The 26,701-nt window shown below is 72.0% G+C and carries 26 protein-coding genes; 16 read left to right on the top strand and 10 right to left on the bottom strand.

The window, feature by feature from the left end:
* Positions 1–144: 144 nt before the first annotated feature.
* From OHO83_RS34510 to OHO83_RS34480, 7 genes are read left to right on the top strand one after another with little or no spacing between them, the layout of a single operon-like run.
* Complete coding sequence (locus tag OHO83_RS34510; RefSeq protein WP_330280826.1) at positions 145–1,425, top strand: ABC transporter substrate-binding protein; 1,281 nt, start codon at positions 145–147, stop codon at positions 1,423–1,425.
* A 41-nt stretch (positions 1,426–1,466) separates the two neighbouring features.
* A complete protein-coding gene (locus OHO83_RS34505) occupies positions 1,467–2,405 on the top strand; it encodes a carbohydrate ABC transporter permease (protein ID WP_266668744.1) in 939 nt (312 codons plus the stop codon).
* Positions 2,406–2,419: 14 nt separating this feature from the next.
* A complete protein-coding gene (locus OHO83_RS34500) occupies positions 2,420–3,265 on the top strand; it encodes a carbohydrate ABC transporter permease (RefSeq protein WP_330280236.1) in 846 nt (281 codons plus the stop codon).
* A gap of 47 nt (positions 3,266–3,312) precedes the next feature.
* Positions 3,313–4,311 (top strand): LacI family DNA-binding transcriptional regulator, encoded by a 999-nt coding sequence (locus tag OHO83_RS34495; RefSeq protein ID WP_266668747.1) that lies wholly within the window; start codon positions 3,313–3,315, stop codon positions 4,309–4,311.
* 31 nt (positions 4,312–4,342) lie between these two features.
* On the top strand, positions 4,343–6,277 hold the full coding sequence (locus OHO83_RS34490) for a glycoside hydrolase 5 family protein (protein WP_330280235.1): 1,935 nt from the start codon (positions 4,343–4,345) through the stop codon (positions 6,275–6,277).
* The gene (locus OHO83_RS34485; RefSeq protein WP_330280234.1) at positions 6,274–8,535 is read left to right on the top strand and encodes a glycoside hydrolase family 3 N-terminal domain-containing protein; all 2,262 of its coding nucleotides are present in this window, start codon (positions 6,274–6,276) and stop codon (positions 8,533–8,535) included. The genes OHO83_RS34490 and OHO83_RS34485 overlap by 4 nt, the downstream gene beginning before the upstream one ends.
* A 49-nt stretch (positions 8,536–8,584) precedes the next feature.
* Complete coding sequence (locus OHO83_RS34480) at positions 8,585–8,977, top strand: YchJ family protein (RefSeq protein ID WP_330280233.1); 393 nt, start codon at positions 8,585–8,587, stop codon at positions 8,975–8,977.
* Positions 8,978–8,993: 16 nt separating this feature from the next.
* Here OHO83_RS34480 and OHO83_RS34475 read toward each other — a convergent pair whose 3' ends face one another.
* Positions 8,994–9,695 carry a FadR/GntR family transcriptional regulator gene (locus OHO83_RS34475; RefSeq protein ID WP_330280232.1) on the bottom strand — a complete coding sequence of 234 codons (702 nt, stop codon included), beginning with the start codon at positions 9,693–9,695 and terminating at the stop codon, positions 8,994–8,996.
* A gap of 130 nt (positions 9,696–9,825) precedes the next feature.
* On the opposite strand from OHO83_RS34475, the gene OHO83_RS34470 reads away from it, so the two are divergent.
* The 4 genes from OHO83_RS34470 (at position 9,826) to OHO83_RS34455 (ending at position 13,739) form a co-directional block, all read left to right on the top strand.
* Positions 9,826–10,338 (top strand): gluconokinase, encoded by a 513-nt coding sequence (locus OHO83_RS34470; RefSeq protein WP_266668753.1) that lies wholly within the window; start codon positions 9,826–9,828, stop codon positions 10,336–10,338.
* 72 nt (positions 10,339–10,410) lie between these two features.
* Entirely contained in the window at positions 10,411–11,808 is a 1,398-nt protein-coding gene (locus OHO83_RS34465) for a GntT/GntP/DsdX family permease (RefSeq protein ID WP_266566119.1), read from the top strand.
* A gap of 99 nt (positions 11,809–11,907) precedes the next feature.
* Complete coding sequence (locus tag OHO83_RS34460; RefSeq protein WP_266668755.1) at positions 11,908–12,681, top strand: SDR family oxidoreductase; 774 nt, start codon at positions 11,908–11,910, stop codon at positions 12,679–12,681.
* A 26-nt stretch (positions 12,682–12,707) separates the two neighbouring features.
* A complete protein-coding gene (locus tag OHO83_RS34455) occupies positions 12,708–13,739 on the top strand; it encodes an L-idonate 5-dehydrogenase (protein ID WP_330280825.1) in 1,032 nt (343 codons plus the stop codon).
* 10 nt (positions 13,740–13,749) lie between these two features.
* On the opposite strand, the gene OHO83_RS34450 is transcribed toward OHO83_RS34455, so the two are convergent.
* The 5 genes from OHO83_RS34450 to OHO83_RS34430 all read right to left on the bottom strand — a co-directional run bounded on the left by OHO83_RS34450 (position 13,750) and on the right by OHO83_RS34430 (position 19,680).
* Positions 13,750–14,394 carry a cytochrome b/b6 domain-containing protein gene (locus OHO83_RS34450; RefSeq protein ID WP_266668757.1) on the bottom strand — a complete coding sequence of 215 codons (645 nt, stop codon included), beginning with the start codon at positions 14,392–14,394 and terminating at the stop codon, positions 13,750–13,752.
* Positions 14,378–15,043, bottom strand: a complete 666-nt coding sequence (locus OHO83_RS34445) for a molybdopterin-dependent oxidoreductase (RefSeq protein ID WP_266676222.1) — start codon at positions 15,041–15,043, stop codon at positions 14,378–14,380. The genes OHO83_RS34450 and OHO83_RS34445 overlap by 17 nt, the downstream gene beginning before the upstream one ends.
* Positions 15,044–15,184: 141 nt before the next feature.
* On the bottom strand, positions 15,185–16,747 hold the full coding sequence (locus OHO83_RS34440; RefSeq protein WP_330280231.1) for an APC family permease: 1,563 nt from the start codon (positions 16,745–16,747) through the stop codon (positions 15,185–15,187).
* Positions 16,748–16,817: 70 nt separating this feature from the next.
* Positions 16,818–17,777: a hypothetical protein gene (locus tag OHO83_RS34435; protein WP_330280230.1), complete on the bottom strand. Its 960-nt coding sequence runs from the start codon at positions 17,775–17,777 to the stop codon at positions 16,818–16,820.
* 235 nt (positions 17,778–18,012) lie between these two features.
* A complete protein-coding gene (locus OHO83_RS34430; protein ID WP_266668763.1) occupies positions 18,013–19,680 on the bottom strand; it encodes an FAD-binding dehydrogenase in 1,668 nt (555 codons plus the stop codon).
* 186 nt (positions 19,681–19,866) lie between these two features.
* Between OHO83_RS34430 and OHO83_RS34425 the strand changes: the two genes are divergently transcribed.
* From OHO83_RS34425 to OHO83_RS34410, 4 genes are read left to right on the top strand one after another with little or no spacing between them, the layout of a single operon-like run.
* The gene (locus tag OHO83_RS34425) at positions 19,867–20,757 is read left to right on the top strand and encodes a DMT family transporter (protein WP_266668765.1); all 891 of its coding nucleotides are present in this window, start codon (positions 19,867–19,869) and stop codon (positions 20,755–20,757) included.
* 37 nt (positions 20,758–20,794) lie between these two features.
* Positions 20,795–21,373, top strand: coding sequence for an NUDIX hydrolase (locus OHO83_RS34420; protein ID WP_266668767.1), 579 nt, complete (start codon positions 20,795–20,797; stop codon positions 21,371–21,373).
* A 9-nt stretch (positions 21,374–21,382) separates the two neighbouring features.
* On the top strand, positions 21,383–21,775 hold the full coding sequence (locus OHO83_RS34415; protein WP_266668769.1) for a YidH family protein: 393 nt from the start codon (positions 21,383–21,385) through the stop codon (positions 21,773–21,775).
* Positions 21,772–22,128 (top strand): DUF202 domain-containing protein, encoded by a 357-nt coding sequence (locus OHO83_RS34410; RefSeq protein WP_330280229.1) that lies wholly within the window; start codon positions 21,772–21,774, stop codon positions 22,126–22,128. The genes OHO83_RS34415 and OHO83_RS34410 overlap by 4 nt, the downstream gene beginning before the upstream one ends.
* 85 nt (positions 22,129–22,213) lie before the next feature.
* Here OHO83_RS34410 and OHO83_RS34405 read toward each other — a convergent pair whose 3' ends face one another.
* On the bottom strand, positions 22,214–23,146 hold the full coding sequence (locus OHO83_RS34405) for an NADP-dependent oxidoreductase (protein WP_266668773.1): 933 nt from the start codon (positions 23,144–23,146) through the stop codon (positions 22,214–22,216).
* Positions 23,147–23,232: 86 nt separating this feature from the next.
* On the opposite strand from OHO83_RS34405, the gene OHO83_RS34400 reads away from it, so the two are divergent.
* On the top strand, positions 23,233–23,529 hold the full coding sequence (locus OHO83_RS34400; protein ID WP_266668775.1) for a hypothetical protein: 297 nt from the start codon (positions 23,233–23,235) through the stop codon (positions 23,527–23,529).
* 101 nt (positions 23,530–23,630) lie between these two features.
* On the opposite strand, the gene OHO83_RS34395 is transcribed toward OHO83_RS34400, so the two are convergent.
* Genes OHO83_RS34395 through OHO83_RS34385 form a run of 3 tightly spaced genes read right to left on the bottom strand, consistent with a single transcriptional unit; the run spans position 23,631 to position 26,682 of the window.
* A complete protein-coding gene (locus OHO83_RS34395; protein WP_266676224.1) occupies positions 23,631–24,224 on the bottom strand; it encodes a TetR/AcrR family transcriptional regulator in 594 nt (197 codons plus the stop codon).
* Positions 24,225–24,250: 26 nt separating this feature from the next.
* Positions 24,251–25,918, bottom strand: coding sequence for a class I adenylate-forming enzyme family protein (locus tag OHO83_RS34390; protein ID WP_330280228.1), 1,668 nt, complete (start codon positions 25,916–25,918; stop codon positions 24,251–24,253).
* Entirely contained in the window at positions 25,915–26,682 is a 768-nt protein-coding gene (locus OHO83_RS34385; protein WP_329435893.1) for an SDR family oxidoreductase, read from the bottom strand. Before OHO83_RS34385 ends, OHO83_RS34390 begins: the two co-directional genes overlap by 4 nt.
* Positions 26,683–26,701 lie beyond the last annotated feature (19 nt).

Raw genomic sequence — 26,701 nt, 5'->3', positions numbered from 1 at the left:
CGAGGGCCTCGTTTCAGCATGCGCAACGAGGGGTTGACCGTTCCCTTCCCGCCCCTTACGGTGCTCGCACCTCCCACAGGTATATCGATTAACCACTCCGTCGTTACCCGTAACCCCGGTTGGAGACATACCGCTGTGCGCTCTGTGCCCTCGACGATGAGTCGGCGCGGATTCCTCGCCGCCGGCGGCGGACTCGCCGCCGCCTCCGCCCTGTCCGGCTGCTCCGCCCTCGCCGCCGCCGACGACGACCCCGGCACCCTCGTGGTGCACAGTCAGCTCGGCACCACCGCCCCCGGCTCCCCCACCTACCTCTCCGCCCTGGACCGGTTCCGCGAGGAGAACCCCGGCCTCAAGGTCAGGAACCTCGTCAACGGCGACGACCTCGCGCAGGTCTACGAGACCTCGCGGCTGGCCCGCAAGGAGCCGGACGTCGTCATGGTGAACCTCTACGACAAGACGCTGGCCTGGACCGATGTCGGCGCCACCGTGGACGTGAAGGGCTACCTGGACGACTGGGGGCTGCGCGAGCGGGTGCTGCCCGTGGCCCTGGCCGCGTGGACCGACGGCAAGGACCGGGTGCGGGCCTTCCCGTACTTCGCCACCAACTGGCCGGTCGCCTACAACCGGGCGCTCCTCGACAAGGCGGGCGTCGACCGCGTCCCGGCCACCGGCGACGAACTGATCGCCGCGGCGGGCAGGCTGCGCAGGAAGGGCATCGCGCCCGTCACGGTCGGCGGCAACGACTGGACCGGCCAGAAGCTGCTCGCCCAGATCATCCAGACGTTTCTGACCGAGGACGAGGCCAGGCACGTCTACTCGACCGGGGACTTCGGCAGCCGGGGCGCGCGGGAGGGCCTCGAGTACTTCGTGGAGCTGCGCGACGCCGGAGTGTTCGCCGACAAGGCCCAGGGCCTGACGTCGGACTCGATGACCACGCAGTTCAACACGCAGGCCGCGGCGATGCAGTCCGCCATGTCGTCGGCCCTGGCGAAGGTGCCGCCCGAGGTGGCGCGGCACACCGACGTGGGTGGCTGGCCGCTGGCCCCGGGGGCGGCGCACGACAGGCCGACGATCCTGCGGACGTACACGCTGATCGGCTTCTGGATCAGCCCGAACGGCACGAAGAAGATCGACGCCGTCGAGAAGTTCCTGCGGTTCATGTACCGCCCGGACACCGTCTCGCGGTTCATCAAGGAGGCCGGGCGCGACATGGCGCTGCGGTCCGACACGGTCAGCTCGGACTTCCCGCTGGTGGCGGCGGCGCAGCGGCTCGGCGGCGAGGTGAGCCAGGTGCTGCTGCCCGACCTGTTCGTCCCGCCGGCCGCGACGCAGCCGCTGATCACGGCGACGAGCACCTCCTTCACGCGCGGCACGAGCGCGGCCGAGGTCCGCTCGGTCCTCGAGGCCGCGTACCGCGGCGCCTGACCGCACGCCCCCCTCTCTCCTCATCCGTAAGGGAGTTGCTCATGACGACGATGACGTCGACAGCGGGCGAGACCGCGGTCCGCCGCCCCACCCCCTCTTCCCCCGACGCCGCCCGGCGGGCGCGCCGCCAGGGCGGCACGATCCTCGCCCTGCCCGCCCTCGTCTGGTACCTGGTCTTCATGGTCGGCCCGCTGGTCGCCATCTTCGTGGTCGCCGCCCTGCGCTGGCCGGGCATGCTGCAGCCCGTCTCGTTCGCCGGGTTCGACAATGTACGCACGGTCCTCGACGACCCGGTGTTCTGGGACGCGGTGAGCAACACGGCGATCCAGCTCGTCGTCGCCGTCCCGGTGATGATCGTCTGTGCGTACATGCTCGGCTACTACGTCGCGCAGAAGCCGCCAGGCCACAAGGTCATCCGGTATCTGCTGTTCATCCCCGGGCTGATCTCGACTCCGGCGAAGGCGATGGTGTTCTACGCGGCACTGTCCCCCGACGGGCTGGTCAACGGCGGCCTGAAGGCGGTCGGTCTCGGCTCGCTCGCCGACGCGTGGCTCGCCTCCCCCTCCACCGCCCTCGCATGCCTGATCGCGCTGGACATCTGGGCCGGGATCGGCTTCACGGCGGTGCTGTTCGCGGCGCGGCTCGGGAGCGTCCCCGAGGAGATCGGCGAGGCGGCGCAGCTGGACGGCGCCGGGCACTGGCGGACGATGTGGCGCATCCACTTCCCCGTCATCCGTGACTACGTGGGGGTGGTGACGATGCTGCAGTTCCTGTGGACGCTCTTCGGGTCGGCCCAGCACGTGCTGCTGCTGACGCAGGGCGGCCCCGGCAGCTCGTCGACAACGCTGTCATTCCTGGTCTACCAGAAGGCGTTCATCGCGGCCGACCTCGGCTACAGCCAGACCGTCGGTGTCTTCCTCTTCCTCACCGGACTCGTCGGACTGCTCGCCATCCGGCGCGCGTTCCGCCAGAACCACTGATCGGAGCCGTCGCCATGAAGTCCGCCAAGCACAGCCGCCTCGGCAGGTCCTGGCTCCCCGCCCACCTCCTCGTATGGCTCTACGCCGTGCTCCTCGTCGTGCCGCTCTACTACTTCGTCGCCTCGGCGTTCAAGACGAACGAGGAGATCTTCGCCCGTCCGTTCGCGCTGCCGTCGTCGTTCGGCCTCGGCAACTTCGGTACCGCCTTCCACAGTGCCGACCTCGGGCTCGCGATCGTCAACTCGGCCCTGGTCACGGTGTTCTCGCTCGTCCTGACGCTGGCGCTCGCGATCCCCGCGGCGTTCGCCCTGGCCCGTTCGACGGGCCGGCTCGCCTCCCTCGTCGAGAGTGTCTTCTCGCTGGGGTTCCTGATCCCGACGTTCGCGGCGCTCTTCCCGACGTTCCTGCTCGCCGCGGCCACCGGCCTGTTCCACACGCGCACGTTCATGATCCTGTTCCTGCCGGCCACGGCGATGCCGCTCTCGGTGGTGATCCTGGTCCAGTTCATGCGGACCGTCCCCAGGGAGATGGAGGAGGCGGCCCGCATGGACGGCGCCTCGACCTTCGCGGTGCTCCGGCACGTCTACACGCCGTTGTGCCTGCCCGGCATCGCGACGGTACTGCTCCTGAACTTCCTGACGTTCTGGAACGAGTACCTGTACTCGCTCGTCATCATCGGCCCGGACCCGGCGCAGCGCACGGTCCAGGTGGCGCTGCCCACCCTGAAGTCCATCACCGGGACGGACTACGGGGTCCTGACCGCGGGGACCGTCCTCACCCTCGTACCGGTGTGGATCGTCTATACGGTGCTCCAGAAGCGGATGCAGCAGGCACTCGTCAGTGGGGCGGTGAAGATGTGAGCGGGACCCGACCGAAACGGCCGACCGGTCGTCCGACCATCAAGGCGGTGGCGGCCGCGGCGGGAGTCTCGACGGCCGCCGTGTCGCAGGCCTTCAACGAGAAGGGCCGGCTCGCCGAGCCGACCCGGCGGCGGATCCTCGACGCGGCGGCGGAGCTCGGCTGGTCGCCGAGCGCGTCCGCCTCGGCGCTGCGCAGCGCCCGTACCCGCACGCTCGCGCTCGTCGTGCGCAGGCCCACCGACGTGCTAGGGGCCGACCCGCACTTCAGTGAGCTGATCACCGGTATAGAGGGCGAGTTGGCGCCGCGCGGCTACGGTCTGCTCCTGCATCTCGTCGCCGGTGTCGACGAGGAGAGCGCGCTGTACGAGCGGCTCGCCTCGGAGGGCCGGGTCGACGGTGCCGTCCTGACGGACGCGCGGGCCGACGACCCGCGCCCGGCGCTGCTGCGCCGCATCGGCCTCCCGTCGGTGCTGCTCGGCGCGCCCGACCCTGAGGCGTCCGTTCCGACCGTCGGGCTCGGCAACCAGGGGGCGGGCGTCCACGAGGCGGTCGACCACCTGCTCGGGCTCGGCCACCGGCGCATCGCGTACGTCTCCGGACCCCCCGAGCTCCAGCACACCCGGCTGCGCCGCACGGTCTTCGAGGAGACACTCGACCTCGCCGGGCTCCGTCCCGCCGCCGTCCTGAGCACCGACTTCTCGGAGTCGGCCGCCGTCGCCGCGACCGAGGAGCTCATCGGGCGCGCCGAGCGTCCGACCGCGATCGTGTACGCCAACGACTCGATGGCCGTGTGCGGCATCGGCACCGCCCAGCGGGCCGGCCTCGCCGTGCCCCGGGACCTGTCCGTCGTCGGCTACGACAACCTCCCCCTCGGCCGCTGGCTGCACCCGCGCCTGACGACCGTCGACCAGCAGGTGCAGCGGGTCGGCGCCGCCGCCGCGCGCGTGCTGCTCGCCCGGTGCGGCGAGGACGTCCCCGTGTCACCGCTCGAAGGGCGCCCGCACCTGGTCGTCCGCGAGTCGACCGGCCCCGCGACCCCCTGTTAGATACCGCATTTCAACGGAGCTAGGTACCACCATGCGACGCCACAGCGCCCACCTCACCCACGACTCCGCCGTCCTGCCCTGGCTCGGCGCCAACTTCTGGTCCCGCACCGGCGGTCCCCTGATGTGGCGCGACTACGAGCCGAAGACGGTGCGCGAGGAACTGGCGGTGCTGCGCGAGCACGGTCTGAACATGACCCGCTCGTTCTTCTACTGGCCCGACTTCCACCCCGAACCGCACCGGATCGACGAGGAGTTGTGCGAGCGCTTCCGCGACTTCCTCGACGCGCACACCGAGGCGGGCATGGGCACCGTACCGACGTTCATCGTCGGCCACATGTCCGGCGAGAACTGGGATCCGGCCTGGCGCGGGGGCCGGGACCTGTACGAGGACGTGTGGATGGTCGGCCGCCAGGCGTGGTTCGTGTCGCAGATGACGCGCCGTTTCAAGGACCACCCGGCGGTCACGGGCTGGCTGATCACCAACGAGATGCCGGGTTACGGGCGGATCTACCAGGTCGACCCGCCCTCCGGTGACGTCGTCACGGCGTGGGCGCAGGCCATGTGCAACGCGGTGCGCGCGGCCGGCGGCACCCAGCCCGTCTCCCTGGGCGACGGGGCGTGGGGCATCGAGGTGACGGGCCGCGACAACGGTTTCTCGCTGCGGGACACCGCGGAGTACGTCGACTTCGTGGGCCCGCACGTCTACCGCTCCGACACGGACCGGCCGCGCCAGCACTACCGGGCCGCGTTCGAGTGCGAGCTCGCGGCCGTCACGGGGCAGCCGGTGGTCCTGGAGGAGTTCGGCCTGTCGACGGACACCGTCTCCGCCGAGAACGCGGGCGTGTACTACCGCCAGACCCTGCACAACTCGCTGCTCGGCGGCGCGACGGGCTGGGTGGCCTGGAACAACACGGACTACGACGACCTGTGGGACCGGTCCCCCTACGACCACCACCCCTTCGAGATGCACTTCGGCATCACGGACAGCACGGGCGCCCCGAAGGCCCCGCTCGTCGAACTCGCCACTTTCGCCGAGGTGTTGGCGCGGGTCGACTTCGCGCGCTGCCGCCGCTCGGACGCCGGGGCCGCGCTGGTCGTGCCCGCCTTCCTGGAGCGCGGCTACCCCTACAGCCGCCCCGCCGACCGCCCGCTCATCTTCACCTCGCTCCACCAGGGGTACGTCGCGGCGCGCGCCGCCGACCTGGCGGTGGGTCTCACCCGGGAGGCGGACGGCATCAGCGAGGACGCTTCGCTCTATCTCCTCCCCGCCACACGGCAGTTGACGACCCGCACCCGGCGCGCGCTGGCACGGCGGGCCGCCGAGGGAGCGACGGTCTATCTGTCCTTCTGCTCGGGCGAGCACCCCGGGACGCGCGGACCGTGGTTCGACGACCTGGACGGTCTCTTCGGGGTCGAGATGCAGCTGTCGTACGGGGTGGCCGAGCCGATCGAGGACGACGTCCTGGAGATGACGTTCACGAAGGGCTTCGGGGGCATCAGGGCCGGTGAGATCCTGCGCTTCCCCGTCGCGGGCAACGAGGACAGCCGGGCGTACCTGCCGGTCGAGGCGCGCGACGCGGAGGTCGTCGCCGTCGACGCGCACGGCCGCCCGGCGCTGCTCTCGCGGGCCACGGGCCTCGGCCGCACCGTCCTCGCGACGTATCCGCTGGAGCACATGGCCGCCCGCACGGCGCACGTCAACCCGGAGCAGACGCACCGGCTGTACGCGGCGCTCGCCGAGGTCGCCGGGGTGGCACGGCCCGTGACGGTGGAGAGCCCGTACGTGTCGGCCGATGTGCTGGTCCATGAGGACGGGCGGCGGTTCGTGTGGCTGGTGAGCCAGTCCGGGCAGGAGGTGGCGGTGCGTCCGGAGGCGGACGGACCGCTGCACGACGCGGGGACGGGCGAGCCCGTCACGGACGTCACCCTGGACCCGTACGGCGTGCGCATCCTGGAACTGCGATGAGCGAGCCGCTGTACCGCGATCCCGCGGCCCCGGTGCCCGAGCGCGTGCGGGACCTGCTCGGCCGGATGACGCTCACCGAGAAGGTCGGGCAGCTCAACCAGCGGATGTACGGCTGGCACGCCTACGAGCGCACCGGCTCGGGCCACCGGCTCACGGACGCGTTCCGCTCCGAGGTCGCCGCGTACGACGGCATGGGCGCCCTGTACGGGTTGCAGCGCGCGGACCCGTGGTCCGGGGTGACGTTCGCCGACGGGATCACGGCGGCGGACGCGGCGGGCGTCGCGGACTCGGTGCAGCGGCACATGGTCGAGCAGACGCGCCTCGGCATCCCGGTGCTCCTGGTCGAGGAGGTCCCGCACGGCCACCAGGCGCTCGACGGCACCGTCCTGCCGGTGAACCTGGCCGTGGGGTCGACCTGGGACCCGGACCTCTACGAGGAGGCGGCGGCCGCGGCCGGGGCCGAACTGCGGGCCAGGGGTGGCCATCTGGCCCTGGTGTCGGCGCTCGACCTCGTCCGCGACCCGCGCTGGGGCCGTGCCGAGGAGTGCTTCGGCGAGGACCCGTATCTGGCGGCCCGGTTCACGGAGGCGCTCGTACGGGGCATGCGGCGGGCCGGGGTGGGGGTGGTGCTCAAGCACTTCGCGGGCCAGGGTTCCTCGGTCGGCGGGCGCAACAGCGCGGCCACCGAGCTGGGCGCCCGCGAGCTGCACGAGATCCATCTGGCGGCGGCGCGGGCGGGGGTCCGCGAGGGCGCCGCGGGCGTGATGGCGGCGTACAACGAGTTCGACGGCCTGCCGTGCGCCGCGAGCCGGTGGCTCCTGACCGAACTCCTGCGGGAACGCTGGGGATTCGACGGCATCGTGATGGCGGACGGGGGCGCCCTCGACCGGCTGACGCGGCTGGCCGGCGATCCCGCGGCGGCGGGCGCGCTCGCCCTGGCGGCGGGCACGGATCTGAGCCTGTGGGACGACTGCTTCCCGCGACTCGGGGAGGCCGTCGAGCGAGGGCTCGTGGCGGAGGAGACCGTGGACACGGCGGTGGAGCGCGTCCTCACGCTCAAATTCCGCCTCGGCCTCTTCGAGCGGCCCTACGTCGGGGAACCTGAACAGCCTTCCGGTGTACGTGAGTTGAGCGAGCGCGTGGCCCGGGAGTCGATCGTGCTCCTGGAGCACGACGGGGCGACGCTGCCGATCAGCCCTTCACTGGGCCGCATCGCGGTCGTGGGTCCCGGCGCGGACTCCGTTCCGGGCCAGATCGGCGACTACACCGCGCCGCAGCGGCCCGGCTCGGGTGTCACCGTGCTCGACGGGATCCGGGCGGGGGCCGGTCCCGGCTCCGAAGTGGCGTACGCGCGCGGCTGCGAGCTCGTCGGCGGCGATCTCTCCGGCGTGCCGGAGGCGGTCGCTCTGGCCGCGTCGGCGGACGTGGCCGTGCTCGTCCTCGGCGGGTCGAGCGCCCGCGAGACCGACACGCGTTTCGAGGCCAACGGGGCGGCCGTCGTCGCCTCGGGGAACCCGGTCGGCATGACCTGCGGCGAAGGCGTCGACCTGGCCGATCTGCGCCTGCCCGACGGGCAGTCGGCGCTGCTCGACGCGGTGGCGGCGACGGGCACCCCGGTCGTCGTGGTCCTGGTCCAGGGCCGCCCGCACGCACTGCCCGACCTCACGGGGAAGGCGAAGGGCGTGCTGTGCGCCTGGTATCCGGGTCCGTGGGGCGGACGGGCGGTGGCCGACGTCCTGTTCGGGACGGCGTCGCCGGCGGGCCGGCTCCCGGTGTCGGTGCCGCGGTCCGCCGCGCAACTGCCGGTGTTCTACAACGCCAAGGACCACGGCTACCGCGGCTACGTGGACCAGAGCGTGACCGCGCGGCACTCCTTCGGCCACGGCCTGTCCTACTCGACGGTCGAGTACGGGGCGCCCCGCCTCGCGCGTTCCACCGTCACAGTCGGTGAACCCGGCACGACGTGCTCCGTCACGGTGACGAACACCGGGACACGGCCCGTGCGCGAGACGGTGCAGCTGTATGTGCGCCGGGTGTCGGGCGGTACGTCGTGGCCGCGTGTGCGGGAGCTGCGCGGGTTCGTACGGCTCGATCTGGAGCCGGGTGGGAGTGCACAGGCCGTGTTCGCCGTCGACACCGAGGTGCTCGCCTCGGTCACCCGGGACCTGGACCTCGCCGTGGAGCCCGGCGAGTTCTCGATCGAGACCGGACCCTCGTCGGACCGCACGCGGGGCGCGGCGCTGACCGTGACGCGATGACGGGGGTGGGGGCCGGGTGATCGGCGGCGGAGCTGGTTGAATCGTCCGCATGTCACGCCCCGCCCCCACCTGCCCCTGCGGGCTCCCCTCCGCGTACGACACCTGCTGCGGCCGGTATCACTCCGGACGGGCGAACGCGCCGACCGCGGAGGCCCTGATGCGGTCCCGCTACTGCGCCTTCACCGTCAAGGACGCCGCGTATCTGCTGCGGACCTGGCACCCGGCCACCCGGCCCCCGGCCGTCACCTTCGAGCCGGGCATGAAGTGGACCGGTCTGGAGATCCTGGGGACGACCGAGGGTTCGGCGTTCCACAGCACCGGCACGGTGACGTTCCGGGCCCGCTACACCGACGGCGGGCGGCCCGGTTCGCTGCACGAGCGCAGCAGGTTCATACGGCTCGACGGCGCATGGGTGTACGTCGACGGCGACTTCATCGAATAGTCGCGGGCTTGCGCGCTCAGGGCGCGAGGATGTCCAGTTCCTCGAGCGCGCCCACCGCGATCTCGCGCGTGAGTGCCTCCGCGCGGGCCGCGTCCCCCTCGCGGACGGCCTCGGCGACCTGCACATGGAGTGACACGGCCGCCGGGTCCGGGTCCTCGAACATCACCTGGTGGTGCGTACGGCCCGCGAGGACCTCCGCGACCACGTCACCGAGCCGGGCGAACATCTCGTTGCCCGACGCGTTCAGGACGACCCGGTGGAACTCGATGTCGTGGACGAGGTACGCCTCCAGTTGCTGGCCGCGTGACGTGGCGACCATGCCGAGCGCGCACTCGGTGAGCGCCGCGCACTGCTCGGCCGTGGCGTGCGTCGCGGCGAGGCCGGCCGCGACCGGCTCGACCGCCGAACGCAGCACCGTGAGGGAGCGCAACTGCCGCGGCCGGTCCGCGCCGGCCAGCCGCCAGCGGATGACCTGCGGGTCGTAGACGTTCCACTCCTCGGTGGGCCGCACGGTCACGCCGACCCGGCGCCGGGACTCCACGAGGTGCATCGACTCGAGCACCCGTACGGCCTCCCGCATGACCGAACGTGACACCTCGTACCGCTGGGCCAGTTCGTCCGTGCGCAGCACGCTGCCCGGTGGGTACTCCCCGGCGGTGATGGCGGGGCCGAGGTTCTCCAGTACGTGGGCGTGCAGCCCCCGGCCCTGTGTGGTCATGACGTCAGCGTACGAGGCGGGTCGACGGAATAAAAAGTCAGACTTTTATGTCACAGTCCCTTGAATTTGTCCGACCATTCAGGTTTCAGTGGCGTGACACAGCGATGTCGAAGAAGACAGCGAGGACGCGATGAAGACACGACGCACCCCCCACGTCGTCGTAGTCATGGGCGTAGCAGGGACCGGCAAGACCACGATCGGCCCCCTGCTCGCAGACAGGCTCGGCGTCCCGTACGCCGAGGGCGACGACTTCCACCCGCCGGCGAACATCGCCAAGATGTCGGCCGGCACCCCCCTGACCGACGACGACCGGTGGCCGTGGCTCGACGCCATCGGCGAGTGGGCGCACGGAAGGGCGGGACTCGGCGGCGTCGTCAGCAGCTCCGCCCTCAAGCGGAGCTATCGCGACCGGCTCAGGGCCGAGGCCCCCGGAGTCGTGTTCGTCCACCTCACAGGCGACCGCGCCCTGATCGAGGACCGGATGTCGCACCGCCAGGGGCACTTCATGCCCACGGCCCTGCTGGACTCGCAGTTCGCCACGCTCCAGCCGCTCGCGGCGGACGAGGCGGGCGTCGACGTCGATGTGTCGGGCAGCCCCGAGGAGATCACGGAGCGGGCCGTCGCGGCCCTCGCCGACCTCTGAGGCCGGTCCCCGTCCCCCAGCGCCCGGCGCTGAAGTAGTTCCAGAAGTCCCCACCCACACCAAGGAAGAACCGTGACCAGTCTCAGCGTCGAGACGCTGGCAGCGGATGCCGTCGAACCGATCACCTCGGCGGGCCACGCCCAGCTGGGGATCGCCGTCCTCGCGGGCATCGCTGTCATCGTTCTGCTCATCACCAAGTTCCGGGTCCACGCCTTCCTGGCGCTGACCATCGGTTCCCTGGCCCTGGGAGCCTTCGCGGGCGCCCCCCTGGACAAGACCATCGTCAGCTTCACCACGGGCCTTGGTTCCACGGTGGCCGGTGTGGGTGTGCTGATCGCGCTCGGCGCGATCCTGGGCAAGCTGCTCGCCGACTCGGGCGGCGCCGACCAGATCGTCGACACGATCCTCGCCAAGGCGGGCGGGCGCGCCATGCCGTGGGCGATGGTCCTGATCGCTTCGGTGATCGGTCTGCCGCTGTTCTTCGAGGTCGGCATCGTGCTGCTGATCCCGGTCGTCCTGATGGTCGCCAAGCGCGGCAACTACTCGGTGATGCGCATCGGCATCCCGGCCCTCGCCGGCCTGTCGGTCATGCACGGCCTGATCCCGCCGCACCCCGGCCCGCTCGTCGCGATCGACGCCGTCGGCGCCAACCTCGGCGTCACGCTCGCCCTGGGTGTCCTCGTCGCCATCCCGACCGTGATCATCGCGGGTCCGCTGTTCTCGAAGGTCGCCGCCCGCTGGGTGGACGTCCAGGCCCCGGACAAGATGACCCCGGCGCGCGCCAGCGACGACCTGGAGAAGCGTCCCAGCTTCCGCGCGGCCGTCGCCACGATCCTGCTCCCCGTCGTCCTGATGCTCGCCAAGGCGCTCGTCGACATCGTGGTGGACAAGCCCGAGCACACCGTGCAGCGCGTCTTCGACGTCATCGGTTCGCCGCTGATCGCCCTGCTCGCCGCCGTGATCGTCGGCATGTTCACACTGGGCCGCGCGGCCGGGTTCACCAAGGACCGTCTGTCCTCCACCGTCGAGAAGTCGCTCGCCCCGATCGCGGGCGTCCTCCTCATCGTCGGCGCGGGCGGCGGCTTCAAGCAGACCCTCATCGACTCGGGCGTGGGCCAGATGGTCCTCGACATCTCCAAGGACTGGTCGATCCCGGCTCTGCTGCTCGCCTGGCTGATCGCGGTCGTCATACGCCTCGCCACGGGCTCCGCCACCGTCGCGACCATCTCGGCGGCCGGCCTCGTGGCGCCGCTCGCGGCCGACATGTCGACCGCGCACACGGCCCTGCTGGTCCTCGCGATCGGCGCCGGCTCGCTCTTCTTCAGCCACGTGAACGACGCGGGCTTCTGGCTGGTGAAGGAGTACTTCGGCCTGGACGTCGGGCAGACCATCAAGACCTGGTCCGTCATGGAGACGATCATCTCGGTCGTCGCCGGTGGCCTGGTCCTGCTGCTGTCCCTGGTCATCTAGGGCCCTTCCTCCGGATCGGGCGAGCACGTCAAGATCCGAAAGAAGGGCCCCGGCCACCACATGAGCAGGCTCCCTCCGGAGCGACTGGAGTACTGAGCGATGCCCCACCCCCTCTTCGACATCGGCGGCCGCACGGCCCTGGTGACCGGTTCCAGCCGCGGGATCGGGTTCGCCCTGGCCCGCGGCCTCCTGGAGGCCGGCGCGACCGTCGTCCTCAACGGACGTGACGAGTCCGCCCTCGCGGACGCGGCCGGGCGGCTGTCGGAGCAGACGGGCAACAGCCCGGTCCACACCGCGGCGTTCGACGTCACGGACGGACCGTCCGTCGCCGCCGGGATCGCCGGGGTCGAGGAGCGGGTGGGGCCGCTCGACATCCTCGTCAACAACGCGGGCATGCAGCTGCGCGCCCCGCTCCTGGAGTTCACCGACGCCGACTGGCACCGGGTCCTGAACACCAATCTGACGAGCGCGTTCCTGGTGGGCCGCGAGGCGGCCCGCGGCATGGTGGAACGCGGTCACGGAAAGATCATCAACATCTGCTCGCTGCAGAGCGAGGTGGTGCGGCCCGGCATCGCGCCCTACGCCGCCACCAAGGGCGCCCTGAAGATGCTCACCAAGGGCATGTGCGCCGACTGGGGCCCCTCCGGGGTCCAGGTCAACGGGCTCGGCCCCGGCTACATCGAGACCGAGCTCACCGAACCGCTCGTCCGCGACGAGGAGTTCAGCGCCTGGGTCCGCCGCCGGACCCCGGCCGGCCGCTGGGGCCGCACCGACGACCTCGTCGGCGGCACCCTGTTCCTGGCCTCCCCCGCGTCCGACTTCGTCAGCGGGCAGATCCTCTACGTCGACGGCGGCATGACGAGCGTTCTCTAGAAGACCTCATGGCTGGAGGAGACCTGATGCTGGGCTGCGTGATCCACGGCGCGGGAGATCTGCGCGTCGACGAACTCCCCTCCCCCGAACCCGGCCCGGGCCAGGCGCTCGTCGCCGTCCGCTACGGCGGGGTGTGCGGGTCGGACCTGCACTACTGGCGCCACGGCGGCGTCGGCGACTTCCGGCTCAAGGAACCCATGCTGCTCGGCCACGAGGTCGTCGGCACGGTCCTGTCGTACGGGGACGGCGCCACCGGTCCCGCGCCGGGCACGGCCGTCGCCGTGCATCCCGCCACCCCCTGCGGGACCTGCCCCGAGTGCGTCGACGGACGGCGCCACGTGTGCCGTGACACCCGCTACCTGGGCAGCGCGGCCCGCACCCCGCACGTCCAGGGCGGCTTCGCCGCGCGGATCGCCGTCCCCGCCGGCCAGTTGAGGGCCGTGCCCGACGGGCTTCCGCTCGACCGGGCCGCCCTCGCCGAGCCCCTCGCGGTGGCGCTGCACGCGGTGCGCCGGGCGGGCCCGGTCGCGGGCAAGCACGTCCTGGTGACCGGCTCGGGCCCGATCGGCTGCCTCGTCGTCGCCGCGGCCAAAGCCGCCGGAGCGGCACACGTGACCGCCACCGACCTTCTGCCCGAAGCGCTCCGTCACGCGCGGCTCGCCGGCGCCGACACCCTCGTACGCGCCGACGACCCGGCCGACAGGGGCTGGCCCGACGAGGCCGACGCGGCTGTCGAGGCGTCGGGCGTGGCCGCCGGGCTCGACAGCTGCCTGCGCCATGTGCGGCGCGGCGGTGTGGTCGTCCAGCTGGGGATGCTGCCGCCGGGGCAGAGCCCGTTCGCGGGGAACCTCGTGGTCAGCCGGGAGATCGAGCTGCGCGGGGCGTTCCGCTTCGACACGGAGTTCGACGACGCGCTGCGGCTGCTCGCGGAGCAGCCGGGGCTCGCGGAGCTGATCAGCGCGGTGGTGCCGGTGGCGGCCGCGGAGTCGGCGTTCGCGCTGGCCGCGGACCGCGCGCGGGCGTGCAAGGTACTCCTGGACTTCGGCGCGGGCGCGTAGTACGGCGCCGTCACGGCAGCCATTCGCCGTGCTCGCGCTCGGCCCACTCCCTCCCCACGAACCCGGTCCGCATCCCGAGGCGCGCCTCGGGGTCGGCCCACGCCTTCGCGATGTGCCCGGCGACCACGATGCCGAGGGCGAGGGACAGCCAGTCGTGCACGAAGGTGCTGCCCGTACGCCAGGTGAGGGGCACGATGGAGGTCCCCCCTGCTCCAGCGAAGCCGAGAGCTTGGGGGAGGGTGGACCACATGAGCAGGCCCGTGCCGAGCATCACCAGGACGGCTCCCGCGAGCCAGCCCGCGTACAGCTTCTGGCCCGCGTTGAACTTGCCCGCGGGCCTCGGGCCCGAGCGGCGCAGGGCGGAGCGCAGCCAGGTGCGGTCGTGCGGGACGAAGCGGTTCAGGCGGCGCAGGTCGGCGCGGAAGGCGCGGGACGCGAGGCCGGCGAGACAGGGCGCGGGCAGCAGGAGACCGGACCACTCGTGGAGCGTGACCACGAGTTCGCGGCGGCCGACGAGCTCCGCGAACTGGGGTACGTACAGGCAGGCCGCCGTCAGAATGCACACGCCCGTGAGGGCCGCCATGGACCAGTGGACCCAGGTCTCGGAGCGGGTGAAGCGCCTTACGTGCGCCGGGAGTTCAGTGGGTGGGTTCATCGTCGCGTCCGTTCGAGCGGCCGACCCACGCGTCCACGTCGTAGCCGCGGTTCTCCCAGTAGCCGGGTTCGACGCGGTCGGTGACGGTGATGCCGGACAGCCATTTCGCCGACTTGTAGAAGTACATGGGGCCGACGTAGAGCCGGACGGGCCCGCCGTGGGTGTGGCCGAGAGGCTTGTCCTGCATGCGCAGCGCGACGAGCACGTCGGCGCGGCGGGCCTGCGGCAGGGTGAGGCTCTCGCTGTACGTTCCGTCGAAGCAGGTCAGCCGCAGTGCCTTGGCCGAGGGCCGGACCCCGGCCGCGTCGAGGATGCTGGAGAGGCGTACGCCCTCGAAGGGGGTCTGCGGCACGCGCCATCCGGTGACGCACTGGACGTCGCGCACGAGCCGGGTCTGCGGGAGCGCCCGCAGCGCGGGGAGCGTGTAGGTGGTGGGCCGGTCGACGAGGCCGTCGACGGTGAGGCGGTAGTCGGCGGCCGATCTGTGCGGGACCGATGAGGCGACCGAGTAGTAGCGGAAGCCGCCGCCGTTCGGCAGGAGGTCCGTCAGACCGGTGGGGTCCTTGTCCGCGGCGCTGCCGAGGAAGGATTCGAGGCCGCGCTGGAGGGTGGGCGCGGCGGCGACGCCCAGGGCGCCGAGTCCGAGCATGCCGAGGACGAGGCGGCGGCCGACGGGCGCGCCGCGCTGCTCGTCCCGCTCGGGCGGTACGGGTTCTTCCGGGTTCACACACTGATTCGAGCACCCGTGACCTCCGGAGGCCAGGGGCCACGGGTGTTCGTCAGCGTTCTGTCACTTCTCGGCGGGCACGCCGGCCGCCTTCTCCAGCTGGAACGCCTCGTTGCCGAGGCCGATCCCGGCGTGTGCCTCGGGGTTCCGCCCGCGCAGGACGACGCCGTGGACGAGGCCGACGACGGCGGCCAGCGCGATGATGCCGGGCAGCACCCAGTTGAGGGAGGAGCCGGGGCCCGAGCCGACGAGGACGTCGAAGTCCTTGACCGTGTAGAACGCGATGACGAGCAGCGCGATCCCGGCGATGCCCGACGCGATCAGGCGCCAGATCTGGGCGCCCGCGGCGCCGCGCCTGACGAAGAAGACGATCACGGCCAGCGAGGCGGCGGCCATCAGCAGGATGATGCCGAGCGCGCCGACGTTGCCGCCCCAGGTGAAGAGCTTGAGCACGGGCGCCGTCGGGTCGCCCGCCTTGCCGTCGTCGGTGACCGCGAAGGCCACGACGACGATCAGGGAGAGAGCGGTCTGGAGCAGGGAGCCGGTGCCGGGCGCGCCGCTGGAGCTGTTGGTGCGGCCGAACGTGGCGGGCAGCAGGCCCTCGCGGCCCATGGCGAAGGCGTAGCGCGAGACGACGTTGTGGAAGCTGAGGAGCGCCGCGAACATGCCGGTGACGAACAGGACGTGGACGATGTCCGTGAAGGTGCCGCCGAGCCGGCTCTCCGTCAGGAAGAACATCAGGCCCGCGCTCTGCTTCTGCGCGGTCGGGATGATCGCGGAGGGCCCGGCGGCGACGGTGAGCGCCCATGAGCTGATGGCGAAGAAGACGGCGACGAAGCCGACCGCCATGAACATCACGCGCGGCACGAGGATGTGCGGGCGGCTGGTCTCCTCCGCGTACACGGGCGCCTGCTCGAAGCCGGTGAAGGCGGCGATGCAGAAGCACAGGGCGGTGCCGACGCCCGCGCCGGTGAGGGTGTCGGGGTTGAAGGCGTGCAGCGACAGGCCTTCCCTGGCCGGGTCGCCGATCGCCGCGACGTCGAAGACGACGACGAGCGCGACCTCGACGAGCAGGAGTACGCCGAGCACGCGCGCGTTCACGTCGATCTTCAGCAGGGCGAGCGCGCCGACGGCGAGCACGGCCACCAGCGCCGGGATCCACCAGGCGATGCTCAGGTCGAGGTAGGTGGCGAAGAGGTTGGACACCTCGAAGCCGAACATCCCGTAGATGCCGACCTGGAGGACGCTGTAGGCGACGAGCGCGACCAGGGCGGCGCCCGCGCCGGCGGTCGGGCCGAGGCCGCGGGATATGTACGCGTAGAAGGCACCGGCGTTGTGGACGTGCCGGCTCATCTCGGCGTAACCGACGCTGAACAGGGCGAGGACGACGCCCAGGATGAGGAAGAGCAGCGGCTGCCCGACGACGCCCATCACGGCGAACGTGGTGGGCATGACGCCGGCGACCACCATGAGCGGTCCCGTCGCGGCCAGCACGGACAGGAGCAGGCCCGCCGTGCCGAGGCGGCCGGCGCGCAGGGCGCTGTCCTGCCCCTTGAACGTGCTGATCCCCGCATCGGACTCGGGGGGTCGTGCCGTGTCGCTCGTGCTCGAACTGCCCGTCGTCATGGCGGGGTTGTCCCTTCCCTGTGGATGAGCGCTGCTGGTGCGGGTGTCTGGGTCTTCCGGGGGCGTCGCCCTAGGCCGTACCGAGCGCGGCACCGCGGGCGGCACGGAAGGCTTCGTGCGGATCGCGGTCCGGGTACGACCAGGGGGCGGCGGTGGCGTGCCGGCCGATGCGGTGGAACAGCGCGGCGGCCTCCGCGGGCCTGCCCTCGCAGGACTTGGCGTGGGCGAGGAAGTTCAGGTCGACGCGGCCGCGCGGATGGGCGGGGCGCTCCGGAGTGCCCCATTCGAGCCACCAGTCGAAGGCGGCCTTCATCACGAGGCGGGCGCGGCGGCCCGTCCAGTGTCCGGAGGCCTTGGGGTCGGACGGTTCGCTGCCGGCGGCGGCGAGGACCCGGTAGCGCTCGGCGTGCGCGATGACGGGGAGGACGGCGAGCGGTGATCCGGGGCCCGCCTGTTCGGCGGCCCAGGACGCGAAGTCGTACACCTCGTGCAGGGGGTCCTGGCCGGCGTCGGGGCGGCGTTCGGCGAGTCTGGCGACCATCAGGTGATGGGCGTGGTGGTGCTCGGCGTGGCGGTGGCGGATCTCGTCGAAGAGGCGGACGACGTCCTCCTCGCGGCCCATGTCCCGTTCCAGGAGCAGGAGTCCGAGCCAGGGCGTGGGGTCGGCGGGCACGAGGGCCGCCGCGTCGCGGCAGGCGTCGCGGGCCTTCTCGGGGCGCGTCTTGCCGGTCCGGGCGCGCTGCACGGCGGCGAGAGCGAGCAGGACGGCCGCGTCGGCGGATTCGGGTTCGGCGAGCCGCCAGTCCCTGACCCATGCAGTGGTCGTCGGTTCCTCGGCGAGGACGACGATGCGGTGGCCGCGGCGGTCCCAGTCGTCGCCGGTGGCCGAGATCAGTTCCCTGACCTCGGTCCAGCGCCCCTGAGCGAGGGCCGCGCGGGCGGCGACGAGGTCGCTGTCGTCGAGCGCGGAGTCGAACGGGGGAGCGGCCCGCTTGCGGGCACGCCCGAGTGGTGGCGGAGGTGGGGGCACCGCAGGAAATCCTCTACGACGCGGCTTGCTTGAGGTGATCACGCACAGCAAAGCGGTACCGGGTACTCCGAGTCAAGAGCAGACCAAGGGATGACCTTCACCAACTCGTTTCACAATCCTCCGAGTTCACCCTCGTGATCCACCAATTACCGCTCCCACCTCGACAGTTGAGATGGTGACACGAGACAGCTCCCCGGACCGTCAGGAAAGGTCCGGGGAGCTGTCAAGGCGAGATTCAGCCGGTCGCGGCGGCCGCGGCGCGGCCCGCCGTGCGGCCCGAGAAGAGGCAGCCGCCGAGGAAGGTCCCTTCGAGGGAGCGGTAGCCGTGCACTCCCCCGCCGCCGAACCCGGCCGCCTCCCCCGCCGCGTACACGCCCGGCAGCGGCTCGCCGCCCTCGGTCAGGACGCGCGAGGACAGATCGGTCTCCAGGCCGCCGAGTGACTTGCGGGTGAGGATGTTGAGGCGCACGGCGACCAGCGGGCCCGCCTTCGGGTCGAGGATGCGGTGCGGCGCCGCGGTGCGGATGAGGCGGTCGCCGAGGAACTTGCGGGTGCCGCGGATGGCGGTCACCTGGAGGTCCTTGGTGAAGGGGTTGGCGATCTCGCGGTCGCGGGCGACGAGCGTGCTGCGCAGCGCGGCCTCATCGATCAGCGGACCCGACGACTTCTCGGCGAGGGCGTTCATGCCGCGCACCAGGGCCGGGAGGTCCTTCTCGATGACGAAGTCGGCGCCATGGTCCATGAACGCCTTGACGGGCGCCGGCACGTCGGCACGGGCGCGGTCGATGACTCCGCGCACGGACTTCCCCGTCAGGTCCGGATTCTGCTCGGAGCCGCTGAGGGTGAACTCCTTGCCGATGATGCGCTGGTTGAGCACGAACCACGTGTAGCCGTACCCGGTCTTCATGATGTGGTCGAGGGTGCCGAGGGTGTCGAAGCCGGGGAAGAGCGGCACGGGCAGACGCTCGCCGCGCGCGTCGAGCCAGAGCGAGGACGGGCCCGGCAGGATGCGTATGCCGTGCTTGTCCCAGATGGGGTTCCAGTTCTCGATGCCCTCGGTGTAGTGCCACATGCGGTCGCGGTTGATGAGGTGCGCGCCCGCGTTCTCCGTGATCCCGAGCATCAGGCCGTCGACGTGCGCGGGCACGCCGGAGAGCATCTTCTCGGGCGGGGTGCCGAGGCGCTCGGGCCAGTTCGCGCGGACGAGGTCGTGGTTTCCGCCGATGCCGCCGGAGGTGACGATCACGGCCTGCGCCGTGAGCTCGAAGGAGCCCGTGACCGTACGACTGCTGCCCTGGCCGCGCTCGATGGACGACGGTTCGAGGATCTCGCCGCTGACGGTGTCGACGGCACCGGCGCTGCGGGACAGGCCGGTCACCCGGTGCCGGAACCTCAGCTCGACCAGACCGCGCGCCACCCCCTCCCTGACCCGGCGCTCGAAGGGCGCGACGAGGCCGGGACCGGTCCCCCAGGTGATGTGGAAGCGCGGCACCGAGTTCCCGTGCCCGTTCGCGTCGTAGCCGCCGCGCTCCGCCCAGCCGACCACGGGGAAGAACCGGACGCCCTGCCGGTGCAGCCAGGACCGCTTCTCGCCCGCGGCGAAGTCGACGTACGCCTCGGCCCATTTGCGCGGCCAGTGGTCCTCGGCGCGGTCGAAGCCGGCGGTGCCCATCCAGTCCTGGAGCGCGAGCGCATGGCTGTCCTTGATCCGCAGGCGGCGCTGCTCGGGCGAGTCGACGAAGAAGAGGCCGCCGAAGGACCAGTGCGCCTGCCCGCCGATGGACTGCTCCGGCTCCTGGTCCAGGAGGATCACCTTGCGGCCCGCGTCCACGAGTTCCGCCACCGCGGCGAGCCCGGCGAGGCCCGCCCCGATCACGATCACGTCCGCGTCGTACGTCGTCATTGGGGTCCGTCCCTCTCGAAAGTTACCGGTGGGTCAGATCTTGGGTACGGGGGTGGGCGGCGTCAACCTCGCCGACCGGGTCACTCGCGGGGCAGCCCGTCCCGCGGGGCGCTATCGTCGGCCTTACACCCGTGCAACGACCCGCCCATGGCCGATCTTGATACCTGCATTCTCGAGGTGCGCAGCGTGTCGGTTCTCGTACTCGTCCTCGCCGTCTCCGCGGCCTTCTGCCTGGGCGTCGGATTCGTGCTCCAGCAGAACGCGGCGCAGCACGCCCCGCTGAACGACTTCCTGTCGCCGCGCCTGCTCCTCGACCTCGTACGGGTGCCCCGCTGGCTGTTCGGCATAGGTTTCATGGTGGCCGGCATGGTGCTCGGCGCGATCGCGCTGGGCAACGGGGAGATCTCCCTCGTCGAACCGCTGCTCGCGACCAACCTCCTGTTCGCGCTCGCCCTCTCGCGCCACCAGACCCGCCAGCCCCTGGGCAAACAGGGGTGGTCGGGCCTGGCGCTGCTCGCGGGCGGGGTGACGGCCTTCATCGTGGCGGGCGAGCCACGCAGCGGCGACGCGGTCACCGACCCGCTGCGCCGCTGGCTGATCATCGGCGTGATGGTGGGCGGCGCGCTGCTGCTCACCGCGTACGCGAAGAAGTCACGGATGAGCTCGGCCCCCGTCCTGCTGGGCGTGGCGGCCGGGCTCCTCTACGGGGTGCAGGACGCGCTGACGCGGATGAGCGGGCAGCTCTTCTCGTCGGGCGGCCTGGGCGAGTTGTTCACCAGCTGGCAGCCGTACGGAGTCCTGGCGCTCGGCATCACGGGCCTGATCCTGGTGCAGAGCGCCTTCGAGATGGCGCCGCTGCGGATGTCGCTGCCCGCACTGACGGCCGCGCAGCCGCTCGCGGGCATCGCGTGCGGGGTCGGCTTCATGGGCGACCAACTGCGCACGGACGCCGGTGCGCTCGCCTGGCAGGCGACCGGGCTCACGGCGATCGTGGCGGGGATCGTGCTGCTCGGGATGCATCCGGCGATGCCGACCACGGGCCCTCGGGAGGGGGACCGGGCAGGGGTCGGGGTCTGATCCACCGAGGGTCTGCCGGGTCTGGTCTCATGGGCGCATGACCCCTCCCACCGATCCCACACACGCCGCCGACGCCCCGGATCCGGCGGCGGAGGTCCTCGACATCGTCGACGAGCACGACCGGGTGGTCGGGCAGGCCCCGCGCGGCGAGGCCTACGCCCGCGGACTGCGCCACCGGTGCGTGTTCATCCAGGCCAGGGACGGCGGCGGCCGGATCTTCGTACACCGCCGCACACCGACCAAGCTGGTGTTCCCGTCCCTGTACGACATGTTCGTCGGCGGCGTCGTGGGCGCCGGGGAGTCCTACGACGACGCGGCGCTGCGCGAGGCGGAGGAGGAGCTCGGCGTCTTCGGGCTGCCCCGCCCCGAGCCCCTGTTCAAGTTCCTGTACGACGACGGGGCGGGCCGGACCTGGTGGTCGTACCTGTACGAGGTGCGCTGCGAACTGCCCGTGAACCCGCAGGCCGAGGAGGTCGCCTGGCACGACTTCCTCACCGACGAGGAGCTGGAGCGGCGGCTTCCCGAGTGGCCGTGGGTGCCGGACGGGCTCGACGCGTACGAGCGGCTGCGGGCCCACCGGACACGGGCCGCGGGGCTGCCGCGGCCGCCCGGATAGGGTCGCCCCGTGATCGAATTTGTGCGCAGCGTCCGCCTCTGGTTCGCGCCCGAGCGGGTGCGGGACGACGGTGATACGCCCGACTACCGCTTCTCGCTGGCCAACGAGCGCACGTTCCTGGCCTGGCTGCGCACGGCGCTCGCGCTGATCGGCGGCGGGTTCGCCGTGGACCAGTTCCTGCCGGACCTGCGCTGGGCCTGGCGGGCCGGTCTCGCGCTCGCGCTGCTCGCGGCGGGCGCCCTGTGCTCCCTGCGGGCGGTCAGCCACTGGGTGCGCTGCGAGCGGGCGATGCGGCGGGGCGAGGACCTGCCCGTCTCGCGGTTCCCGGCGCTGCTGAGCGTGGTCGTGGCGCTGGTGGCCGTCGCGATGGTGGTGGTCGTGCTCGCCGGGTGGGCGGGGTGAGCGGCCCGTCGGAGCCACCCGTCGACGGACAGGGCGGCGCGGCGGCGGCCGGGCGCGATCCGGGGCTCCAGCCCGCGCGGACACGGCTCGCCTGGCGGCGGACGACGCTGTCGTGCACCGTGGCGGCGGTCCTCGCCGCCAGGGCGGCGCTGCACGGCGACACGGACACCCTCGGTGTGCTGGGCGCGGCCCTGTGCTTCCTGGCGTGGCTGGGGTTCCTGGCGGTGGCGCACCGCCGGATCCGCGATCTGGCACTGCACGAGGCGAGACCGCCGGTGATGACCGCCCGCGCGGCCGTGGTGGCGGTGGCCTGCTCGGTGGCGCTGGCCGCGTTCGCGACACTGGTGGTGTGACGCCCCCCGACGCGGCCCGACGCGGTGGGGGCCGTCTTCGGTCCCCGGCAGCCGGTCTCGATCGGTCGGTCAGTCGGTCAGTCGGTCAGTCGGTCCAAACGGTGACCACGATCTTGCCCCTGGTGCGGCCCTCGGCGCTCAGCCGCTGGGCGTCCGCGGCCCGCTCCAGCGGGAACGTCTCGTCGACGTGCACCGTGACCACGTCCTGTTCCGCGAGGTCCGCGAGGCGCGCGAGGTCGGCGGCGTCGGGGCGCACGAAGACGTAGTGACCGCCCAGGTCGACGACGGAGGCGTCCGCGATCGACGCGAGCCGGCCGCCCGGCGCGAGCAGGTCCGCGGACACCTTCAGGGCCTCCCCGCCCACCGTGTCGAACACGGCGTCCACGCCCTCCGGCGCGAGGGCCCGCACGCGTTCGGCGAGGCCTTCCCCGTACGTGACGGGTTCGGCGCCCAGCTCCCGCAGGAAGTCGTGGTTGCGCTCGCTCGCCGTGCCGATGACGCGGGCGCCGAGGTGGCGGCCCAGCTGGACCGCGATCGACCCGACGCCGCCAGCCGCCGCGTGCACCAGCACCACGTCGCCCTCCTGCACGGCGAGGGCTCCGGTCAGGACCTGGTAGGCGGTGAGCCCGGCGAGCGGCAGCCCGGCGGCCTCCTCGTAGGTCAGGTTCCGGGGCTTGCGGGCCAGGGTGCGCACGGGCGCGGCGACGTACTCGGCGAACGTCCCGCGGGAGAGGAAGTCCTCGCGTACGTAGCCGATCACCTCGTCGCCGGTGGCGAACTCGGTGACGGAGGCGCCGGGTTGGACCACGACGCCGGACACGTCCCAGCCGGGGATCACCGGGAAGACGGCGTCGAGCGCCGGGGCCAGGTAGCCCTCGCGGGCCTTCCAGTCGACGGGGTTCACCGCCGCGGCCCTGACCTTCACCAGGACGGTGTCGGGCCCCACCTTGGGGTCGCGCACCTCCCCGTACTCGAGCACCTCGGGACCGCCGTAGCCGCTGTAGCTGATCGCCTTCATCCGGCGTACTCCTCGCGAAGGTCACAGGAACAGCCATAAGGGTCCCATAGCAGAATCATTCGGGCATTTCCGGCTAGTCTGACTTCATGACCACTCTCCACCAGGAACACCCCGTCCACGAGCACACCCACGGCGAGGGCTGCGGCCACACGGCGGTGCCGCACGGCGACCACGTCGACTACGCGCACGAGGGGCACCTGCACGCGGAGCACAACGGCCACTGGGACGAGTGCGAGCCCGGCGCCCACACCACGCACCAGGGCCACGAGCACCAGCACGGCCAGGACTGCGGGCACCAGGCCGTCACCCACGGCGATCACGTCGACTACGTCCACGACGGTCACCGCCACGCGCGGCACGAGGGCCACTGGGACGACCACTGACGGTCCGCGGACAGTGACGCGGCGACCGTACGACAGCGAAGGGCCCCCGCACTCGGCGTGAGTGCGGGGGCCCTTGGCCGTGTGTCCGGGCCTGAGCGGCGTCAGGGACGCAGTGCGCGCAGCAGCAGGTCCGCCAGGTGGTCCGCGACCTCCTGGGGGGCGAGCGGGCCGCCCGGGCGGTACCAGGTGGAGAGGTGGTGCACCGACCCGAAGTGGTAGTCCACCACCAGGTCGGCGGGCGTGGCCGTGGAGAACACGCCGGCCTTCTGGCCCTCCTCGATCAGGGCCCTGAACCGCTCGTGGTAGCGCCGCCGCTCGGCCCGTACCTGCTTGTTCTTCTCCGGTCCGAGGTGGTGCATGGAGCGGAAGAAGATCGACGCGTCGTCGAGGTTCTCGATGGTCGTGACGACCACGTCGGCCGCGGCGTCGCGCAGCCGCTGCTCCACGGGCGCGTCGGCGTCCGCGAACGCGTCGAGGCGCTCCTGCTGCACGCGGAGCACGCGCGCGTACACCTCGTGCAGCAGATCGTCCTTCGAGCCGAAGTAGTGGTAGAGCGCGCCCTTGGTGACGCCGGCCGCCTCGACGATCTCCTGCACCGAGGTGCGGTCGTAACCGCGCTCGGCGAAGAGCCGGGTGGCGGCGGCGAGCAGCCTCTGAGGGACGGGCGTACCGTCTCCGTCCGACGTCCTGGGCACTGCCGCCACCTGCCTTTCTCCTGCGATCAGCTGTTCTGTGTACGGGAACGCAGTTCCCGCCGGAGGATCTTCCCACTTGTCGTCTTCGGCAGCTCGGGCAGGATCTCCACCTCGCGCGGGTACTTGTACGCGGCGAGCCGCTCCTTGCAGTACGCGGACAGGTCGTCCGGGCCCACCGAGGCGCCCGGACGCAGACTCACGTACGCCCTGACCGACTCCCCGCGGTAGGGGTCGGGGACACCCACGACGGCGGCCTCGCGCACGGCCTCGTGCGTGTAGAGGACGTCCTCCACCTCGCGGGGCCAGACCTTGAAGCCGGAGGCGTTGATCATGTCCTTCTTGCGGTCGACGACATAGAGCCAGCCGTCGGCGTCCATGAAGCCGATGTCCCCGGTGCGCAGTTCGCCGTCCGGGAACGACTCGGCGGTGGCGTCGGGACGCTTCCAGTAGCCCGGCACGACCTGGGGGCCGCGGACGGCTATCTCGCCCTGCTCGCCGAAGGGCACCTCCTGGCCGAGGTCGTCCACGATCCGGACGATGCTCTCGGGTCCCGGGACGCCGACGGCGAGGGTGCCGGAGACGGGGTCGACGGGGGCTTCCTTGCCGGGCGGCACGGAGGCACAGGGAGCGGTGCACTCGGTGAGGCCGTAGCCGTTGTGGATGTAGGGGCCGAAGCCGGCCCGGAACTTCTCCACGAGGGCGGGCGGCACCGGCGCGCCGCCGGACGAGATCGACTGGAAGGAGGCGAAGTGCTCGCGGGTCGCGGCCGGGTGCGCGGCGAGCGCCATGAACGCGGTCGAGGGGCCCACGGTGTAGGCGGGCCGGTGCTCGGCGAACGCGTCCAGGACGACGCCCGCCTCGAAGCGGTACGCGAGGACGAGGGTGCCCGTGTTCGCGAAGGAGGAGACCAGCTCGCAGACCATGCCCGTGATGTGGAAGAGCGGCGCGAGCCCGAAGTACGTGCCGCCTTCGGGGATGCCGAGTCCGGTGCGCTGGCGCTCGGCGTTGTACGCGATGTTGCGGTGCAGGTTCGTGGCGCCCTTGGGCGTGCCGCTGGTGCCGGAGGTGTAGCTGATGAGCGCGATGTCGTCCGGGCCCGGGTCGCGGCCTTCGGGCGCCCCGTGGCCCGCGCGGGCGACGGTCAGGAGGTCGTCGGCGTCCGCGGCCTGCGGCACGACGCGCTCGAACGTGAGGACCCGCTCGTCGCCCCGCGTCTGGAGGTCCAGTTCGCAGGCGGTGAGCACGATCCGTACGGGCGAGTCCGCCGCGGTCTCGCGCAGATACGCCTCCCAGGCTCGGTCCGAGCAGATCAGGGCGGTCACGTCGGCGTCGTGCAGGACGTGGGTGACCTCGCCCGACTTGTACATCGGGTTGACCGGGACGACGGTGGCGCCCGCCTTGTAGGCGGCGAGCAGCCCGATCACGAAGTGCGGGGAGTTCTGCAGCATGAGGGCGGCACGGTCGCCGCGCCCGAGGCCGCGCGCGGCGAGATGCCCGGCGACGGAGTCGCTGAGCTCGTCGAGTTCGCGGTAGCTGAGGCGGCCGTCGAAGTAGGCGACGGCGGTGCGGTCGGGGGCCTTGCGGACCGCGGCGCGGAAGGCGTGCAGCACGGAGTCGGCCGGGGTCACCGGGGCCCGCTGCGCCTCGGAGAGCTGCCCGAGCCAGGGCATGGCCGCGTAGATCGAGGAGCTCATTTCTGTGCCGCCTCCCACTTCTGCTGGATGTGGTTCATGTTCGACAGCCAGCGGTCGGGCGTCGCGGCCCTCGCCGCGTAGTACCCGGCGACGTCGGGGTGCGGGAGGATCAGGAAGCGGTCCTCCGCCATGCCCGCGAAGAGCGCGTCGGCGACGTCCTCGGGCTCGATCGCGGTCGGCGCGAGGACGAGCTCCCCGGCCGACCCGGAGGCGGTGAGCATGTCCGTACGCACGCCCTGCGGGCAGATCGCGTGGACCTTGAGCCCGCGGTGGCGGTAGGTGAGGGAGAGCCACTCGGCGAAGGCGTACGCGCCGTGCTTGGTGACGCTGTAGGGCGCGGCGCCGACCATCGTGAGCAGTCCGGCCGCGGAGACGGTGGAGACGAAGCGGCCGCTGCCGCGCTCCAGCCAGCCGGGGAGCAGGGCCTTCGCGGCGCGGACGTGCGCCATCACGTTGACGTCCCAGGCGGCGGCCCAGATCTGCTCGTCGGCGTCCTCGGTGCCGCCGGAGGCGAGCCCCGCGTTGGCGCAGTAGACGTCCACGGTGCCGTCCAGGGCGTCCAGCGCCTCGGGCACGATCTCGGAGGCGTCGCCCGGCACCGCCGTGGCGCCGATCTCGTCCGCGACCGCCTTGGCCTTCCCCGCGTCCAGGTCGTTCACGACGACGCGCGCTCCCGAAGCGGCGAACCGGCGGGCGAGTGCGGCTCCGATGCCGCCTCCCGCGCCGGTGACGACGACCCCCGTGCCGTGCAGGCTGTCCACCATCGGTCTCCCTTGACTCGAC

The sequence above is a fragment of the Streptomyces sp. NBC_00569 genome, assembly GCF_036345255.1.
GTDB lineage: Bacteria > Actinomycetota > Actinomycetes > Streptomycetales > Streptomycetaceae > Streptomyces.
Note: the sequence above shows the minus strand (reverse complement) of the source record. Positions and strands in the feature narration are given on the sequence as shown.

Excerpts from the sequence above, each read along its gene's own strand:
- OHO83_RS34505 (WP_266668744.1), top strand. The coding sequence starts at position 1,467 with ATGACGACGATGACGTCGACAGCGGGCGAGACCGCGGTCCGCCGCCCC.
- OHO83_RS34500 (WP_330280236.1), top strand. The coding sequence starts at position 2,420 with ATGAAGTCCGCCAAGCACAGCCGCCTCGGCAGGTCCTGGCTCCCCGCC.
- OHO83_RS34490 (WP_330280235.1), top strand. The coding sequence starts at position 4,343 with ATGCGACGCCACAGCGCCCACCTCACCCACGACTCCGCCGTCCTGCCC.
- OHO83_RS34485 (WP_330280234.1), top strand. The coding sequence starts at position 6,274 with ATGAGCGAGCCGCTGTACCGCGATCCCGCGGCCCCGGTGCCCGAGCGC.
- OHO83_RS34480 (WP_330280233.1), top strand. The coding sequence starts at position 8,585 with ATGTCACGCCCCGCCCCCACCTGCCCCTGCGGGCTCCCCTCCGCGTAC.
- OHO83_RS34475 (WP_330280232.1), bottom strand. The coding sequence starts at position 9,695 with ATGACCACACAGGGCCGGGGGCTGCACGCCCACGTACTGGAGAACCTC.
- OHO83_RS34470 (WP_266668753.1), top strand. The coding sequence starts at position 9,826 with ATGAAGACACGACGCACCCCCCACGTCGTCGTAGTCATGGGCGTAGCA.
- OHO83_RS34460 (WP_266668755.1), top strand. The coding sequence starts at position 11,908 with ATGCCCCACCCCCTCTTCGACATCGGCGGCCGCACGGCCCTGGTGACC.
- OHO83_RS34455 (WP_330280825.1), top strand. The coding sequence starts at position 12,708 with ATGCTGGGCTGCGTGATCCACGGCGCGGGAGATCTGCGCGTCGACGAA.
- OHO83_RS34450 (WP_266668757.1), bottom strand. The coding sequence starts at position 14,394 with ATGAACCCACCCACTGAACTCCCGGCGCACGTAAGGCGCTTCACCCGC.
- OHO83_RS34445 (WP_266676222.1), bottom strand. The coding sequence starts at position 15,043 with ATGCTCGGACTCGGCGCCCTGGGCGTCGCCGCCGCGCCCACCCTCCAG.
- OHO83_RS34440 (WP_330280231.1), bottom strand. The coding sequence starts at position 16,747 with ATGACGACGGGCAGTTCGAGCACGAGCGACACGGCACGACCCCCCGAG.
- OHO83_RS34430 (WP_266668763.1), bottom strand. The coding sequence starts at position 19,680 with ATGACGACGTACGACGCGGACGTGATCGTGATCGGGGCGGGCCTCGCC.
- OHO83_RS34420 (WP_266668767.1), top strand. The coding sequence starts at position 20,795 with ATGACCCCTCCCACCGATCCCACACACGCCGCCGACGCCCCGGATCCG.
- OHO83_RS34405 (WP_266668773.1), bottom strand. The coding sequence starts at position 23,146 with ATGAAGGCGATCAGCTACAGCGGCTACGGCGGTCCCGAGGTGCTCGAG.
- OHO83_RS34400 (WP_266668775.1), top strand. The coding sequence starts at position 23,233 with ATGACCACTCTCCACCAGGAACACCCCGTCCACGAGCACACCCACGGC.
- OHO83_RS34390 (WP_330280228.1), bottom strand. The coding sequence starts at position 25,918 with ATGAGCTCCTCGATCTACGCGGCCATGCCCTGGCTCGGGCAGCTCTCC.
- OHO83_RS34385 (WP_329435893.1), bottom strand. The coding sequence starts at position 26,682 with ATGGTGGACAGCCTGCACGGCACGGGGGTCGTCGTCACCGGCGCGGGA.